At 63.7% G+C, this 15,856-nt stretch carries 14 protein-coding genes; 4 read left to right on the top strand and 10 right to left on the bottom strand.

Annotated elements, in window-relative coordinates; translation table 11 throughout:
- Positions 1–853: acyl-CoA dehydrogenase family protein (locus DBR23_RS12705; protein WP_233250433.1), on the top strand; the 853-nt coding region annotated here is incomplete at its 5' end.
- 18 nt (positions 854–871) lie between these two features.
- Positions 872–1,750 (top strand): 3-keto-5-aminohexanoate cleavage protein, encoded by an 879-nt coding sequence (locus tag DBR23_RS12710; protein WP_108498502.1) that lies wholly within the window; start codon positions 872–874, stop codon positions 1,748–1,750.
- A gap of 180 nt (positions 1,751–1,930) precedes the next feature.
- Here the strand turns inward: DBR23_RS12710 and DBR23_RS12715 are convergent, their stop codons facing one another.
- Genes DBR23_RS12715 through DBR23_RS12725 form a run of 3 tightly spaced genes read right to left on the bottom strand, consistent with a single transcriptional unit; the run spans position 1,931 to position 6,157 of the window.
- The gene (locus DBR23_RS12715) at positions 1,931–2,704 is read right to left on the bottom strand and encodes a toll/interleukin-1 receptor domain-containing protein (RefSeq protein WP_108498490.1); all 774 of its coding nucleotides are present in this window, start codon (positions 2,702–2,704) and stop codon (positions 1,931–1,933) included.
- Positions 2,705–2,756: 52 nt separating this feature from the next.
- Positions 2,757–4,928, bottom strand: a complete 2,172-nt coding sequence (locus DBR23_RS12720; RefSeq protein WP_108498491.1) for a 3-hydroxyacyl-CoA dehydrogenase NAD-binding domain-containing protein — start codon at positions 4,926–4,928, stop codon at positions 2,757–2,759.
- A 23-nt stretch (positions 4,929–4,951) separates the two neighbouring features.
- Positions 4,952–6,157, bottom strand: coding sequence for an acetyl-CoA C-acetyltransferase (locus DBR23_RS12725; protein ID WP_108498492.1), 1,206 nt, complete (start codon positions 6,155–6,157; stop codon positions 4,952–4,954).
- Between the two features lie 145 nt (positions 6,158–6,302).
- Between DBR23_RS12725 and DBR23_RS12730 the strand changes: the two genes are divergently transcribed.
- On the top strand, positions 6,303–6,605 hold the full coding sequence (locus tag DBR23_RS12730) for a hypothetical protein (protein WP_225581100.1): 303 nt from the start codon (positions 6,303–6,305) through the stop codon (positions 6,603–6,605).
- Between the two features lie 84 nt (positions 6,606–6,689).
- Here DBR23_RS12730 and DBR23_RS12735 read toward each other — a convergent pair whose 3' ends face one another.
- The 7 genes from DBR23_RS12735 to DBR23_RS12765 form a co-directional block, all read right to left on the bottom strand.
- Positions 6,690–7,853, bottom strand: a complete 1,164-nt coding sequence (locus DBR23_RS12735; RefSeq protein WP_056059377.1) for an acyl-CoA dehydrogenase family protein — start codon at positions 7,851–7,853, stop codon at positions 6,690–6,692.
- A gap of 127 nt (positions 7,854–7,980) precedes the next feature.
- On the bottom strand, positions 7,981–9,147 hold the full coding sequence (locus DBR23_RS12740; protein ID WP_057229165.1) for an ABC transporter substrate-binding protein: 1,167 nt from the start codon (positions 9,145–9,147) through the stop codon (positions 7,981–7,983).
- A 119-nt stretch (positions 9,148–9,266) separates the two neighbouring features.
- Entirely contained in the window at positions 9,267–11,123 is a 1,857-nt protein-coding gene (locus tag DBR23_RS12745; protein ID WP_108498493.1) for a long-chain fatty acid--CoA ligase, read from the bottom strand.
- Between the two features lie 6 nt (positions 11,124–11,129).
- The gene (locus DBR23_RS12750) at positions 11,130–11,948 is read right to left on the bottom strand and encodes an ABC transporter ATP-binding protein (protein WP_108498494.1); all 819 of its coding nucleotides are present in this window, start codon (positions 11,946–11,948) and stop codon (positions 11,130–11,132) included.
- A 61-nt stretch (positions 11,949–12,009) separates the two neighbouring features.
- The gene (locus tag DBR23_RS12755; RefSeq protein ID WP_108498495.1) at positions 12,010–12,849 is read right to left on the bottom strand and encodes an ABC transporter ATP-binding protein; all 840 of its coding nucleotides are present in this window, start codon (positions 12,847–12,849) and stop codon (positions 12,010–12,012) included.
- Between the two features lie 186 nt (positions 12,850–13,035).
- On the bottom strand, positions 13,036–14,112 hold the full coding sequence (locus tag DBR23_RS12760) for a branched-chain amino acid ABC transporter permease (protein WP_057229158.1): 1,077 nt from the start codon (positions 14,110–14,112) through the stop codon (positions 13,036–13,038).
- 3 nt (positions 14,113–14,115) lie between these two features.
- The gene (locus DBR23_RS12765) at positions 14,116–14,991 is read right to left on the bottom strand and encodes a branched-chain amino acid ABC transporter permease (RefSeq protein ID WP_056059365.1); all 876 of its coding nucleotides are present in this window, start codon (positions 14,989–14,991) and stop codon (positions 14,116–14,118) included.
- A gap of 292 nt (positions 14,992–15,283) precedes the next feature.
- Here DBR23_RS12765 and DBR23_RS12770 point away from each other — a divergent pair.
- A partial coding sequence (locus tag DBR23_RS12770; RefSeq protein WP_233250434.1) for a crotonase/enoyl-CoA hydratase family protein occupies positions 15,284–15,856 on the top strand: 573 nt, incomplete at its 3' end.

Below are 15,856 nucleotides of genomic sequence, written 5' to 3' on the forward strand. Positions count from 1 at the left end.
CCATGGCAGCGACGCGGTGCGTGCCGAGGTCATTCCACCGGTGCTGGCGGGCGAGCAGATTGCCGCACTGGCGATCACCGAACCCGGGGGCGGGTCCGACGTAGCCCAGCTCAAAACCACAGCGCGGCGCGAGGGCGATGAGTACATCGTCAACGGCGAAAAGGTGTTCATCACATCCGGCATGCGCGCGGACTGGATCACGGTGGCTGTGCGCACTGGCGACGCTGGCAGCAAGGGCAGCGCAGGCATCTCCATGCTGCTCATCCCCGGCCACAGCCCAGGCCTGTCGCGCAGCAAGCTCGACAAGATGGGCTGGCTCTGCTCCGACACCGCCCACCTGCGGTTTGACAACGTGCGCGTACCCGCCCGCTACCTGCTGGGCGAAGAGGGGGCGGGCTTTCGCATCATCATGGCCAACTTCAACGGCGAACGTTTTGGCCTGGCCGCATCGGCCCTGGGCTTTGCCGAAGCCTGCTACGACGAGGCCCTGGCCTGGGCCCGCCAGCGCAAGACCTTTGGCGCCGCGCTGGTGGAGCACCAGGTCATCCGCCACAAGCTGGTGGACATGCAGATGCGCATCCAGTCCACCGCTGCATGGTGTGAGTCCGTGGCCGCGCAGGCCGACTCGGGCCGCACCGGCCCCGAGTGGGTAGCGCAGGTGTGTCTGCTCAAGAACCACGCCACCCAAACCATGCAGTTCTGCGCCGACCAGGCCGTGCAGATCCTGGGCGGCATGGGCTTCATGCGCGGCACCGTCAGCGAGCGCATCTACCGCGAGGTCAAGGTCATGATGATCGGCGGCGGTGCGGAAGAAATCATGAAAGACCTGGCTGCAAAACAGCTAGGCATTTGAATGAAGGAGACAGCCACCATGCACAGCATCGACCACGGCAACAAAGCCATCATCACCTGCGCCATCACCGGCGTGCTGACGGACCCCGGCCAGCACCACGTGCCCGTCACGCCCGAGCAATTGGCGAAAGAAGCCCGCCGCGCCTATGACGCAGGCGCTGCCGTCGTCCACGTGCACTTTCGCAACCAAGAGCCCGGCAAGGGCCACCTGCCCAGCTGGGACCCTCAGGTGGCGCGCGACTGCGTGCAGGCCATGCGCGAGGCCTGCCCCGGCCTGATCATCAACCAGACCACCGGCGTGGTCGGCCCCAATTACCAGGGCCCGCTCGACTGCCTGCGCGCCACCCGCCCTGAGATGGCCGCGTGCAACGCTGGCTCGCTCAACTACCTGAAGGTGCGCAGCAACGGCACCTGGGCCTGGCCGCCCATGCTGTTCGACAACCAGCCCGCCAAGGTCAAGGACTTCATCGACGTGATGCTGGAAACCGGCACGCTGCCCGAGTTCGAATGCTTTGATGTGGGCATCGTGCGCTGCGTAGAGATGTATGTGCAGACCGGCATGTACACCGAGCGCCTGCCCGAATACAACTTTGTGATGGGCGTCGAATCCGGCATGCCCGCGGACCCAGATCTGCTGCCCATCTTGCTCAAGCTGAAAATCAAGGACGCCCCCTGGCAGGCCACCGTTATCGGCCGCAGCGAGATCTGGCCCGTGCACCAGCGCGTGGCCGAGCTGGGCGGGCATTTGCGCAGCGGTCTGGAAGACACGTTCTATCTGCCGGATGGGACCAAGGCGGATTCGAACGGACCGTTGATTGAACAGCTGGCGCAGTACGCGCGCAACGCGGGGCGGGAGGTGGCTTCGCCGCAGGAGGCGCGGGGGATGTTGGGGTTATAGGCGGCTTAGAGAGAGACCTCCGCCACTGTGCCTATGTTGAAGACAACGGCGCATCTCTGGTCGGAGGCGGTGTGATGGCAAAGTGTGGTTACAGCCCCTTCCACCACTGCATCACTCGACTATCCAAAGCAGCTGGACTGCTCTGCACGAGGCCATTGGTGGGCCTGCGTCAACGATTTTTTAACCGACATCCCCGCGCTCAAGATGCTTCACAATCGATTTCGCTAGAACCTCCAAAGCATCGGCGTAATCGTGCCGGAAATCCACGTACTTCTTTGCTCGAAGAAGTACTGGTATGGTGCATTCCTCAATCACTGCAGGGATAACTAAGACTCGTCGCTCAGTTACTTCAGCCCAATATTTTGCTTGCCATTCGTTCTCGACCCATTTCGAAGACATAGCGCTCTTCGAAAGAATTACCAGGATGAAATCAGAGTCGTCAATTCCGGCACTTACCTTTTCAACGATAGATTCGCCTGCCAAAATATCCCACTCATCGAGCCACGGCTGATGGCCCATGGCGGCTAAATCCACAGCAAGGCCTTTAACAAAGCTCTTGTCTGCTGAGGAGTGCGATAGAAAAATCTTTGCACCTCTCGGGCTTCTTTCGAATTGCGCCTTAAACATGCGATCGTTTAGTAAGCTGCCAACATAAGAGAACTCCTCAAGCAAACGAATGCGCTTTTCTACCTCAATTTCATGGCCATGGAAAGGAGAAAGCAATCGAAGCAAAAGCTCGTATCGCTCCATCAATTGCTGCGTATTGGGGGAATCTAGATACTCAATCGGAATGTACTGATAGTACGGCGTGATGAACGGGTGTGCGAACTTAACGATGGCTTGCCGGCGGCCGCGATGCACCGTATCGTCGTCGAAGTAGCCGATGCACCCTTTGTGTTTTCCTCTAAGGACGGCCACTGCCCCGTACTCAAAGTCGTCGCTGGTGTATGCCATGCTTGGATTATTGGGTTAGAGAAGGCTGCTGTATGAGTGCCCGTCCCTGCGATCAATAGGCTGGCTGAAACTTCTCAATCGCTTTCAGTGCCTGTGCATCCAACACAAACCCTGAGCCGTATTTCGCCGCCAGTTCATCCGCACGCTTCAGGAACGCCTCAACACCCGTTCCATAAACGAACTGCATCGCCCCTCCCGTCCACGCCGGAAACCCAATCCCAAAAATCGACCCGATGTTCGCGTCATGCACGCTGGTCAGCACGCCCTCGGCCAGGCAGCGCGCGGTCTCGATGGCCTGACGGTAGAGCAGCCGGTCCTGAATCTCCTGCACGCTCCACTCCACGCCGGGCTTTTCGAACAGCGGTTTCAGCTCCGGCCACAGGTGCTTCTTGGCGCCTGCGGGGTAGTCATAAAAACCGCCGCCACCGGCGCGGCCGGGGCGCTTCAGTTCCTTGACCATGCGCTCCACCAGCAGCTCGCCGGGCGTGGCGGTGTAGTTTTTGCCTTCGGCCGCGTAGTCGGCACGGGTCTGGTCCAGCACATGCACGCTCAGGGTCAGCGCGGTTTCGTCCAGCACGGCCAGGGGGCCCACGGGCAGGCCGGCCTGCATGGCGGCGTTTTCAATGGCGGCGGCGGGGATGCCTTCGCCCAGCATGGCGGCGCCTTCCATGACGAAGGTGCCGAAGGTGCGGCTGGTGTAGAAGCCGCGTGAGTCATTGACCACGATGGGCACCTTGCCCAGGGCCTGCACGTAGTCGAAGGCGCGGGCCACGGTTTCGTCATCCGTTTGTTTGCCGCGGATGATTTCCACCAGCTTCATCTTGTCCACCGGGCTGAAGAAGTGGATGCCGACAAACTTCTCGGGCTTGCTGCTGGCCGTGGCCAGGCCGCTGATGGGCAGGGTGGAGGTGTTGCTGGCAAAGAAGCCGCCGGGTGCCAATTGCGGCTCGGCCTCTTGCGTGACTTTGGCCTTCAGGTCGCGGCTTTCGAACACGGCTTCGATGATGAGGTCGCAGCCCGCCAGGTCGGCCGCGCTGGCGGTGGGCGTGATGCGCGCCAGCAGCGCTTGCTGCGCCTCGGCCGTCATGCGGCCCTTGTCCACGCGAGCTTGCGTGAGCTTGGCGCTGTAGGCCTTGCCCGCTTCGGCCTTCTCGGCACTCACGTCTTTGAGCACGGTGGCGATGCCCCGGCTGGCCTGGGCCCAGGCGATGCCTGCGCCCATCATGCCGGCGCCCAGGATGCCGACCTTTTGGGGTGTGTAGCGCGGGGCCGTGCCCGGGCGCGACTTACCGCTCTTGATCGCGTTCATGTCGAAGAAGAACGTGTTGATCATGTTGCGAGCCACGGGGCCGGTCATCAGGCGGGCGAGGTAGCGGCTTTCGATGCGCAGGGCGGTGTCGTAGTCCACCATCGCGCCTTCGACCATGGCGGCCAGCGCTGCCTCGGGCGCGGGATAGCGGCCGCGCGTGGTCTTCTTGAGCATGGCGGGCGCGACGGTGAGGGCGCCTGCAATCTTGGGGTTGGCGGGCGTGCCGCCGGGCATTTTGTAGTTCTTGTCGTCCCACGGCTGCACGGCGTGCGGGTGGGTGGCGATGTGGGCAAGGGCGGCGGGCAGCAGTTGCTCGCGCGTAGCCACCAGCTCGTGCACCAGCTGCAGCTCCCGCGCCTCGGCGGGGTTGAAGAGCTTGCCCTCCAGGATGTAGGGTTGCGCGCCCATCAGGCCCAGCAGGCGCGTCATCTTGGTCACGCCGGTGGCGCCAGGCATCAGGCCCAGCGTCACCTCGGGCAGGCCGAACTGGATCTTTGGGTCGGCCACGGCGATGCGGTAGTGGGCCACCAGGGCGACTTCCCAGCCGCCGCCCAGTGCGGCGCCGTTGAGGCAGGCCACCACGGGGATGCCCAGCGTTTCGAGCGTGCGGAAGTGCTTTTTCATGCGCTCGATCTCGCCAAACGCGCTGGGCGCATCGGCGGGCGTGAGGCGCATGGTGGCCTTGAGGTCGGCCCCGGCAAAGAAGCTGGTCTTGGCGGATGCCAGTACGATGCCTTTGAGCGCAGTGCCCAGGCGTTCGCGGTCGCCCAGCACCTGGGCGGTGACCTCGCCCAGCTCTTGCTGCCACTGGCGGCACATGGTGTTGACGGGGGAGTTGGTTTCGTCAAACGTGATGACGGCAACTTCGCCGTCGGTGCCCTGGGCGGGGATGAGTTCGTAGCGGATGGTTTGCATGTTGTTGTCTCCTTCCCAGTCAATCAGATTCGCTCGACGATGGTGGCAATGCCCATGCCGCCGCCCACGCACAGCGTGGCCAGGCCATAGCGCTGGCCCCGGCGGTGCAGCTCGTCAATCAGGGTGCCGAGGATCATGGCGCCCGTGGCGCCCAGCGGGTGGCCCATGGCGATGGCGCCGCCGTTCACGTTGACCTTGTCGTGGGGCACGCCCAGCTCGCGCATGAAGCGCATGGGCACTGCGGCGAAGGCCTCGTTCACTTCGAACAGGTCGATCTGGTCGATGGTCATGCCCGCACGGGCCAGCGCCTTTTTGGCAGCGGGCACGGGGCCGGTGAGCATGATGGTGGGGTCGGCCCCGCTGAGCGCCGTGGCCACAATGCGCGCGCGGGGCGTGAGGCCGTGGGCCTTGGCAGCGGCCTCGTTGCCGATGAGCACGGCAGCGGCACCGTCCACGATGCCCGACGAGTTGCCCGCGTGGTGCACGTGGTGGATGCGCTCCACCTGCGGGTAGCGTTGCAGCGCCACGGCATCAAAGCCCATGCCGCCCAGTTGCTCGAACGAGGGCTTGAGCGCGCCCAGGCCTTCGAGCGTGGTCTTGGGTTTGATGAACTCGTCTTCGGCCAGGATGGTCTGGCCGATGAAGTCGCGCACGGGCACGACGGAGTTCTTGAAGTAGCCCGCTGCGCGCGCGGCGGTGGCGCGGCGCTGCGATTCGAGCGCGAAGGCGTCCACATCGGCACGGGTGTAGCCGTCCAGCGTGGCGATCAGGTCGGCGCCGATGCCCTGGGGGACGAACAGCGTGGCGGAGTTGGTGGCGGGGTCTTGCGCCCAGGCGCCGCCGTCGGAGCCGATGGGCACGCGGCTCATGCTCTCCACGCCGCCCGCCACCACCAAGTCTTCCCAGCCGCTGCGCACCTTCTGCGCGGCCAGGTTCACGGCTTCCAGGCCCGATGCGCAGAAGCGGTTGACCTGCACGCCCGCACAGCGAAAGTCCCACCCAGCCTTGAGCGCAGCCACCTTCGGTAAAACCGAGCCCTGCTCGCCCACGGGCGAGACGATACCCATGACGACATCGTCCACCGCCGCCGTATCAAAGCGGTGGCGCGCTTGTAGCTCGGTCAGCAGGCCCACCAGCAGGTCGATGGGCTTGACCTCGTGCAGGGTGCCGTCCTTCTTGCCCTTGCCGCGCGGGGTGCGCAGCGCATCGAATACATAGGCTTCGGTCATGAATGGTCTCCGGTGGTTTCTCTAAACTTCAAGCAGTGCGGCGGTAAAGCAGCTGGGCTGGCTCACGCCACTACAAGGTGCTTTCTGACGCGGGTGCAGTGGGTTTTGCACTATCTTTCGGCGGTTGCTATCTACATTTCTGGTTATGGAACGAAATACATCCCCTGCATTGCAGCGCATCGCGCGCAGCGCCATCGAATACGACGACACGCGCGAAGGGTTTGCGCTGGAGCACCATGTCGTGCTGGCTGCATCCAGTGCGCTGGCGGTGGCGGCCTTCATGGCGCCCAGCCGCAGCTCGGCGGCCATTCGCGGCATTGGCGCAGGCTTGCTGCTGATGCGTGCGCTGAGTGGCAGCCAGGGTGTGCGCTCCTGGCTGAATGTCACCGACCGCCGCCCCGGTGCGCCGCTCAGCCCCGAAGAGGCCCGCGCCGCCTGGTATCTGTAGCGGCATTCGGCGTCCACTTGTGCGTTGTGAAGGGCGTTGTGCAGGGCATCGTGCACTGCGTTATTCACGGTGCGGTGCATTCCGTTATTTGCCCAGGCCCATGGCCCGTGCAATCACTTCTTTCATGATCTCGTTGGTGCCGCCATAAATGCGCTGCACGCGTGCGTCGGCATAGGCGCGGGTGATGGGGTATTCCCACATGTAGCCGTAGCCGCCAAACAGCTGAACGCATTCGTCCATCACCTTGCACTGCAGGTCGGTCGTCCAGTACTTGGCCATGCTGGCGGTTTCGGTGTCGAGCTGATCGCGCACGATCAGTTCACAGCATTTGTCCACGAACACGCGGGCCACCTGCACCTGCGTTTGCAGCTCGGCCAGGGTGTGGCGGGTGTTTTGAAATGACGCCACGCTCTGGCCAAAGACCTTGCGCTGCTTGACGTAGTCCAGCGTCCAGTCAATGGCGGCCTGGGCGGCGGCCACGGCGGTGATGGCGATTTGCAGGCGCTCCCAGGGCAGCTGTTCCATCAGGCAGATGAAGCCGCGCCCTTCCATGGCGGGGCCGCCCAGCAAGTTGTCCACCGGCACCTGCACGTCGTTGAAGAACAGCTCGGACGTGTCCTGCGCCTTCATGCCCATCTTCTTGAGGCGCTGGCCTTTTTCAAAACCGGGCATGCCGCGCTCCACCAGCAACAGGCTGGTGCCCTTGGCCCCGGCCGCCGGGTCGGTCTTGGCGACCACGATCACCAGGTCGGCATGCCAGCCGTTGGTGATGAAGGTCTTGCTGCCGTTCAGCACATAGTGTGATCCGTCCGCACTTTTGATGGCCGTGGTCTTGATGCCTTGCAGGTCGCTGCCCGCAGCCGGCTCGCTCATGGCGATGGCGCCCACCACGGCGCCGCTGGCCATCTGCGGCAGGTACTTCTGTTTCTGGGCCTCGGTGCCGTAGTGCAGGATGTACGGCGCCACGATCTCGCTGTGCAGGCCGAAGCCGATGCCCGTGGTGCCTGCGCGAGCCAGCTCTTCCATCTGCGCCACCGAGTACAGCTTGTCGGCCCCGGCGCCGCCGTATTCCTCGGGCAGGCTCATGCACAGAAAGCCGTTGGCGCCCGCCTGGCTCCACACCTCGCGCGCCACATAGCCCTGGTCTTCCCAGGCGGCGTGGTGGGGCGTCACTTCCTTGTCGATGAAGCGGCGAAAGCTGTCGGCAAAGGCCTGGTGGTCGGGCTGGAAGAGGGTGCGTTCGATCATGGTGGGGCAACCAGGTTATTTATGCAAAGTTACTGCTTGGTTAAATTCTGCCACCGACTGAGCCCGGATGCACCCCCTGAAACGCAAAAGCCGCCCGAAGGCGGCTTGAAGGAGGCTGGTCAGGCGCTCATGGCTTGACGTAGTCGGAGACCACCTTCCACTTGCCATCGGTGATCTGCGACAGGCGAGAAAGATCGCTGCCCAGGCGCTTTTGTGGGCCAAAGGTGCCCTCGGCGCTGCCGAACATGTCGGGCGGAATCACCATGGTGTCCATGGCCTTGATGAAGCTGTCGGTGCTCAGATTGGGGCCCGCCTTCTGGGCCGCCTTGATGAAGGCGTCGATGGCGTTGTAGCCGTAGACCGAGAACACGGTGGGGTCTTCGTTGAACTTGGTCTTGTACTTGTTGGCCCAGAAACGGATGGGCTGGCTGGCTTCATCCAGGTAGGGGTGTTGCACCGTCATGGTGGCGTACAGCCCATCCATGGGCTTGCCGCCCAGCTTGTGGATGAGGTCGGTGTAGGCGGCGCTGGAGCCCAGGAAGGTGGGGTTGAAGCCTGTCTTGCGCGCCTCGCCGATCGTGCCGATGGTCTCGCGGATGATGGTGCCCAGGATCACGAAGTCGCATTCGGACGACTTCATTTTGGCGACCTGTGAAGAGAAGTCGGTAGCGCCGCGCTTGTACGAGGTCTTCTCGGTGAAGTCCATGCCCATGGACTTGAGTGCCGCCTCGCCCCCGCGCATCACCTCCAGGCCAAATTCATCGTCCTGGTAGATGGTGCAGATCTTCTTGGCGCCCTTTTCCTTGATGAGCTTGGGGGCGGCAAGGCGGATCTGGTCGTAGTAAGTGGCGGCAAACGAATACTTGAGCTTGTGGAAGGGCTCGTACATTTCCCGCGCGGCCGTCACCGGGAAGAAGTTGATCACATTCTTGCTGAACTGCACCGGCATGGCGGCCAGGTTCTGCGCCGTGCCGATGTGCGCCACCATCATGAAGATCTTGTCCTGGTTCACGAGCTTCTGCGCGGCCAGCACGGCTTTCTTGGGGTCGTAGCCCGAGTCTTCCACCTTCAGGTCCAGCTTGCGGCCATTGACGCCGCCTTGCTCGTTGGCCTCGTCCACGCGCAGCATCATGCCCAGCCGCACCTGCTTGCCAAAGCCCGCCAGCGGGCCGGACAGATCCTGGATGGAACCCAGCGTGATGGTGTCCTTGCTCACGCCCTGGCTGGGCTGCGCCTGTGCAGCACCTCCGGCCATGGCCACGATGGCCAGCGCGGCAATGTGATGAAGTTTCATGGCACGTCTCCTTTGGTTGGATCGAACTCGGTTGCTCGTTATAGAACGATGCCCGGGGTGGGGCACCAGCACTTTCCCTATCCTGATGGGCGTGGCCTGTGGTTGCGTGACGTGCGCACCTACCGGTACATCGCCTCAATCTGCGGTGCGTACTTCTGCTGCACCAGCTTGCGCTTGAGCTTCATGGTGGGTGTCAGCTCTTCATCCTCGGCCGTGAGCTGGGTGTCGAGCAGGAAGAACTTCTTGATCTGCTCCACGCGGGCGAACTTGGCATTGACGCGGTCGATCTCGGCCTGGATCAGCTCCTGCACCTCGCGCGTGCGGGTCAGGCTGGCGTAGTTGGAGAACGGCACGTCGTTATCCTGCGCGTACTTCTCCACGTTCTCCTGGTCGATCATGATGATCACCGTGAGGTAGGGCAGCTTGTCGCCAATCACCACCGCATCAGTGATGTAAGGGCTGAACTTGAGTTCGTTCTCCAGCTCGCTCGGCGTGATGTTCTTGCCGCCCGCCGTGATGATGATGTCCTTCATGCGGTCGGTGATGCGAAGGTAGCCATCGGCGTCGATCAGGCCCACATCGCCCGTGTGCAGCCAGCCTTCGGGGTCGATGGTTTCGGCGGTTTTCTCGGGCTGGTTGAGGTAGCCCTTGAACACATTGGGGCCACGCACCAGGATTTCTCCCGTGGCGGGGTCGATGCGCACCTCGTTGTAGCTGGCCGCCGGGCCGATGGAGCCGGGTTTGATGCGGCTGGCCGGCACACCGGTGGAGGCGCCGCAGGTCTCGGTCATGCCCCACACCTCCAGCATGGGCACGCCCAGCGCCAGGTACCACTTCACCAGGTCGGGCGAAATGGGCGCTGCGCCTGTGACCAGAAAGCGCGCACGGTGGATGCCGATGAGCTTGCGCACATTGTTGAGCGCCAGAAAGCGCGCCAGCATGAACTGCGCCTTCAGCAAACCGTCCACCGGCTGTCCGGCCAGCACCCGATCTGCGATGCGGGTGCCCACGCCAATCGACCAGGCATAGGCCGCCTGCTGCATGCGTGTGGATTCCTTGAGTGCGATCATCACGCCCGAATAGAACTTCTCCCATACCCGCGGCACGGCGGTGAACACCGTGGGCGCGATCTCGCGCACGTTCTCGGGCACGGTGTCGGGGTTCTCCACAAAGTTCAGGCGCGCGCCGGTGTAGAGCGAGAAGTATTCGCCCCCCATGCGCTCGGCGATGTGGCACAGGGGCAGAAAACACATGGTCTCATCCGCCTCGCTGCGCGAGATCAGCGTGTTGTAGCCGCGCACGGTGTAGGTGAGCGCGGCGTGCGTGTGCATGGCACCCTTGGGCTTGCCGGTGGTGCCCGAGGTGTAGACCAGGATGGCCAAGTCTTCGGGTCGGCAGGCCTTGACGCGCTGCATCAGCGCGTCGGGGTGTTGTGCATTCCAGGCCCTGCCCAGCTCGCGCAGGGCGGCCAGGCTCAGCACATCGGGGTCGTTCAGACTGCGCAGGCCTTCCATGTCGAACACCACCACCTTGCGCAGCAGGGGCAGGCTGCTGCGCACTTCCAGGGCCTTGTCGAGCTGTTCATCGTCTTCCACAAACAGCACGGTGGTGCGAGAGTCTTCGCTCAGGTAATGCACCTGCGCCGCCGCGTCAGTGGGGTAGATGCCATTGGCCACGCCGCCACAGCTCAGCACGGCCAGATCGGCCAGCACCCATTCGATGTTGGTGTTAGACAGGATGGATGCACATTCGCCGGGCGCAAAACCCAGCGACATCAGGCCGCCCGCAATCTCCCGCACGGCTTCCGCCGTCTGGTCCCAGGTCCAGCTCTTCCAGATGCCCAGCTCCTTCTGGCGCATCCACACGCGCGGGCCGCGCTCGGCCACAGCGTTCCAGAACATGGCAGCGATGGTGTCGCCCGCAAGCACGTCGGTGCCTGCGGGCTGGATGTGATCGAGGTCCCAGAGGTTAGACATTTGCGCTTATCTCCAGGTCTTCTTTTTCTTCCAGCGCCGCTCTCCACGCACGCCGACATCTTTCATCCCAAGGTAGAACTCCTTGATGTCGTCCTTCTCGCGCAGGCGCTCGCAGCTGTCTTCCATCACGATGCGGCCGTTCTCCAGCACATAGCCGTAGTCCGATGCGTTGAGCGCCATGTTGGCGTTCTGCTCGACCAGCAGGATGGTGGTGCCGCGCTCACGGTTGATGCGCACCACGATCTCGAAGATCTCCTTGGTGAGCTTGGGGGACAGGCCCAGGCTGGGCTCGTCCAGCAGGATGAGTTCGGGGTTGGCCATGAGCGCGCGCGAGATCGCCAGCATCTGCTGCTGCCCTCCCGACAGCAGGCCCGCGTCCTGCGCGGCGCGCTCCTTCAGGATGGGGAAGTAGCCGAACACGGTTTCGATGTCGCGCGCCACTGCGTCCTTGTCGGCGCGCGTATAGGCTCCCATCAGGAGGTTGTCGCGCACCGAGAGCAGCGGGAACACCTCGCGCCCCTCGGGCACGTGCATCAGGCCCCGACGCACGATCGCTGCCGGGTCGTTGGCAGTGATGTCGGCGCCCGCGAATTCGATGGAGCCCTTGCGCGGGTCGATGATGCCGCTGATGGTCTTCAGGATGGTGGTCTTGCCCGCGCCGTTGCTGCCCAGCACGGCGGCGATCTCGCCGCGCCGCACCTGCAGGCTGACGCCCCGGATGGCCTTGATGGGGCCGTAGGCACTTTCCACGTTCTGCAGGCGCAGCAGGGGTTGGTCAGCTGCTGCAGCAACTGGTGTGCTGGTAGCGGCAAGTACGGCGCTCATTAGGAAACCTCCGTGCAGCGCACTGCGGTGCGAGCTTGCTTGGGGCGGCTCGGCGTGGCGCTCATGCCCGAACCCCCATGTGGGACCCCGCCGGGCGGCGCAGGTTGCTCACATCGTCGATGGTGCCCAGATACGCCTCGATCACCCCGGGGTGCGTCTGCACCTCGCGCGGCGTGCCCATCGCCACCACCTCGCCCTGGTTCATGGCCAGCACGCGGTCGGATACCTTGGAGACCAGCGACATGTCGTGCTCTACCATCAGCACGGTGATGCCCAGCTCGTGCTGGATGTCCTGGATCCAGAAGGCCATGTCGTCCGTCTCCTCCACGTTCAGGCCCGACGAGGGCTCGTCGAGCAGCAGCAACTGCGGCTCAGTGCACAGCGCACGTGCCAGCTCCACCACCTTGCGCACGCCGTAGGGCAGGCCGGCCACCATGGTGTCGCGGTAGTGCTGCAGGTCGAGAAAGTCGATGACCTGCTCGGCCTTCTCCCGGGCCTGAACTTCGCCTTCACGCACCTTGCGCGTGAAGAACATCTCGGCCCACAGGCTGCTGTGTTGTCGGGTGTGGCGGCCGATCAGCAGGTTGTGCAGCACACTCGCGTGCTCGAAGAGTTCGATGTTCTGGAAGGTGCGTGCAATGCCCAGGCCTGCCACCTTGTGCGGCGGCTGGTCGGTCAATGGCAGCAGGGCCCCGCCCGGGCCCGCATAGGCGATGGTGCCGGTGGTGGGCGTGTAGATGCGGCTGATCAGGTTGAACACCGTCGTCTTGCCCGCGCCGTTGGGGCCGATGAGGGTGAACACCTCGCCACGGCGCACGTCAAAGCTCACGTTGTTGACCGCGAGCACGCCGCCAAAGCGCACACTGAGGTTCTGGGCGCTGAGCAGGATTTCGTCAGTCATGGGTACAGCAATTGGGGTCATTTCACAGGTCCAGTGTGCTGAATGCCGTCCACAGCCTTTGCGACTGGCGTGACCGAGGCCAGTGCCCCCGCGCAAGGGCCGCCCCGCCGCGCTGGGGGCGTTCCCCTCCCGAATCGCGCAGCGAATCGAGAGAGGGGGAAGGCGCGAAGCGACTCAGGGGGTGCTTCATTTCAAGCGATCTGATTTTTGAAACGATTTCTGCCGCTTGAACAGGCCCTTGCGGTAGAACGGGAACATCTGCAGCCAGGTGCGCACCTTGAGCCAGCGGCCATACAGCCCCATGGGCTCGAACAGCACAAACGCGATCAGCACGACGCCGTACACCACCGCCTGCAGGCCGGGTGACTGGCCGATGGAGTCCGGCAGCCAGTCCTTGCCCAGGGAGATGAGCTGTGGCATGGAGATCAGGAAAATTGCGCCCAGAAAGGCGCCATGCACCGAGCCCAGCCCGCCGATCACGATCATCAGCAGCAGGTCGATGGACTGCAGGATGTTGAACTGGTCGGGCGAGATGAACTGCAGCTTGTGCGCGTACAACGCACCGCCGACGCCTGCCAGTGCGGCCGATATGGAGAACGACAGCGTCTTGTAGCGCGCGAGGTGGATGCCCATGCTCTGTGCGGAGATCTCTGAATCACGGATGGCGACAAACGCGCGGCCCGTGGGCGAGCGCAGCAGGTTCAGGATGGCCAGCGTGCTGACCACCGCAATCACGAGGCACAAAAAGTAGAACGACTCCGTGGTCTCGAACGAGTAGCCCGCGATTTGTGGCGGTACCAGGTGCTTGCCGGAGTTGCCGCCAGTCACCGACTCCCAGCGCGCAAACACTTCTTCCACAATGAACCCGAACGACAGCGTGGCCATGCCCAGGTAGATGCCCTTGACGCGCAATGCGGGCAGGCCTACCACCACGCCCACAGCGGCTGACAGCCCCGCCGCGCAGGCCAGCGACAGCGCAAACGGCCAGCCCATGCCTGTGAGCACGGCCTGCGTATACGCCCCCACGCCCAGAAACGCGGCATGCCCCAGCGAGAACAAGCCGGTGAAGCCCGCCAGCAGCATCAGCCCCAGGCCCACGATGGCGTAGATGAGCACAAAGGTGAGCTGCGCCAGCCAGTACTCCGGCGCCACCCAGGGCGCGGCGACCAGCGCCAGGCACAGCAGGCTGTACCAGAACACATGCCCGCCATGCTTGGCGAGGCGAATGTCTTGCTCGTACGAGGTCTTGAAGAGAAAGCGCATGGGTCAGACTTTCTTTCTCAGCTTCTCGCCGAACAGTCCGTTGGGTTTGACCATCAGCATGATCAGCACCACGATGTACGCGGCCGTGTCCTTGAACCCATCGGGCAGATAGAAGCCAGAGAGCGATTCGACGATGCCGATCACCAGTCCGCCGACGATGGCGCCCGGCAGGCTACCGAACCCACCGACCACGGCGGCCGGGAAGGCCTTGAGGCCGATCAGTCCCATATTGGCGTGCACGAAGGTAATGGGCGCCAGCAGCAGGCCCGCCACCGCCGCCACAGCGGCGGCCAGGCCCCAGGCCAGGCCGTTGAGCCGCTGCACCGGAATGCCCATGTAGTAGGCGGCCAGCTGGTTCTGCGACGACGCCTGCATGGCGATGCCCAGCTTGCTGTAGCGGAACATGGCAAACAGCAGCACACACAACACGCCGGTGGCGCCGATCACCACCAGCTGCTCGGCATTGAGCACCAGCGCACCGAGGCGAAACGACAGGTCCTTGTAGGGCACGGGCAGTGTGTGCGTCTCGGTGCCGATGTTGGGGATCATGGTCACCAGCCCACGCAGCACGTAGCCGATGCCGATGGTGAGCATGACGATGGAGAAGGCGGGCTGGCCCAGGATGGGACGGATCACGGCGCGCTCCAGCACCACGCCAAAGCAGCCCATGGCCAGGATGCTGGCGAGCACGGCCACCCAGAAGGGAAAGCCCAGCACCGTCATGAGTGCCAGCCCGCAGAAGGCGCCGAGCATCATGAGTTCGCCCTGGGCGAAGCTCACGGTCTCCGTGGCCTTGTAGATGAGCACGAAGCCCAGCGCGATCAGGCCGTAGATGCACCCCTGGGAGACACCGCTGATCAACAGTTGCACAAATTGCACACTGGCTCTCCAGAATAAGTGATACGCAAAGCGGGTAAGAGCGGGGCGTATGCCTTGTGGGCATGTGCCGGGTGCATCGTTGCTTGCGCGGGGTCCTGCAGATTATTTTTACAAAGCGATTGCTTTGCATAAATAATGGTGCACGCGTGCTGTGCATACCGCACTCGGGGCTAACCCTGATGGGGTGGGCGAGCGGGTAGCGGCGGATATTGACGCAGCGCTGCACCCTGCGCAATAGGAGTAACGTCGGGTGGGTGAACAGGTTCTGAGCACCGGACCACAGGAGAGCCGCATGTCCGTAGAGGTTGAAACGCAAGGCGGTGTCACGCTGGTGACATTGCGCCGGCCTGATGTGCGCAACGCGGTGGATGCCGACGCCGCCCGCGCACTGCATGCGGCCTTTCTGGCCTTTGAGCGCGATGAAAGCGCCAATGTGGCGGTGTTCCAGGGCGCTGGCGGGCATTTTTGTGCGGGCTGGGATCTGCAGTCGGGCGCGCGTCTGCTGGCCGACGGCGTCACGCCCGAGGCGCTCGCAGAGACGCTGGACTTCACGGCCGATGCGGTCCACCCGCCTGGGCCCATGGGGCCGAGTCGCCTGCATCTGTCCAAGCCGGTGATTGCGGCGATCGAAGGCGCCGCTGTGGCCGGCGGTATGGAGCTGGCACTGTGGTGCGACCTGCGCGTGATGGCGGAGGACGCTTACATGGGCGTGTTCTGCCGCCGTTTTGGCGTGCCGCTGATCGATGGCGGCACCGTGCGCCTGCCGCGCCTTGTCGGGCTGTCACACGCGCTCGACCTGATCCTGACCGGGCGCAAGGTGGAATCTGCCGAAGCCCTGCGCATGGGGCTGTGCAACCGCGTGGTG

The organism is Acidovorax sp. HMWF018, from assembly GCF_003061035.1.
In the GTDB taxonomy this organism is placed as follows: Bacteria; Pseudomonadota; Gammaproteobacteria; order Burkholderiales; family Burkholderiaceae_C; genus Acidovorax; species Acidovorax delafieldii.

Coding starts and splice junctions, on each gene's coding strand:
- DBR23_RS12730 (WP_225581100.1), top strand. CDS start 6,303: ATGGAACGAAATACATCCCCTGCATTGCAGCGCATCGCGCGCAGCGCC.
- DBR23_RS12740 (WP_057229165.1), bottom strand. CDS start 9,147: ATGAAACTTCATCACATTGCCGCGCTGGCCATCGTGGCCATGGCCGGA.
- DBR23_RS12715 (WP_108498490.1), bottom strand. CDS start 2,704: ATGGCATACACCAGCGACGACTTTGAGTACGGGGCAGTGGCCGTCCTT.
- DBR23_RS12750 (WP_108498494.1), bottom strand. CDS start 11,948: ATGAGCGCCGTACTTGCCGCTACCAGCACACCAGTTGCTGCAGCAGCT.
- DBR23_RS12720 (WP_108498491.1), bottom strand. CDS start 4,928: ATGCAAACCATCCGCTACGAACTCATCCCCGCCCAGGGCACCGACGGC.
- DBR23_RS12755 (WP_108498495.1), bottom strand. CDS start 12,849: ATGACTGACGAAATCCTGCTCAGCGCCCAGAACCTCAGTGTGCGCTTT.
- DBR23_RS12725 (WP_108498492.1), bottom strand. CDS start 6,157: ATGACCGAAGCCTATGTATTCGATGCGCTGCGCACCCCGCGCGGCAAG.
- DBR23_RS12745 (WP_108498493.1), bottom strand. CDS start 11,123: ATGTCTAACCTCTGGGACCTCGATCACATCCAGCCCGCAGGCACCGAC.
- DBR23_RS12760 (WP_057229158.1), bottom strand. CDS start 14,112: ATGCGCTTTCTCTTCAAGACCTCGTACGAGCAAGACATTCGCCTCGCC.
- DBR23_RS12710 (WP_108498502.1), top strand. CDS start 872: ATGCACAGCATCGACCACGGCAACAAAGCCATCATCACCTGCGCCATC.
- DBR23_RS12735 (WP_056059377.1), bottom strand. CDS start 7,853: ATGATCGAACGCACCCTCTTCCAGCCCGACCACCAGGCCTTTGCCGAC.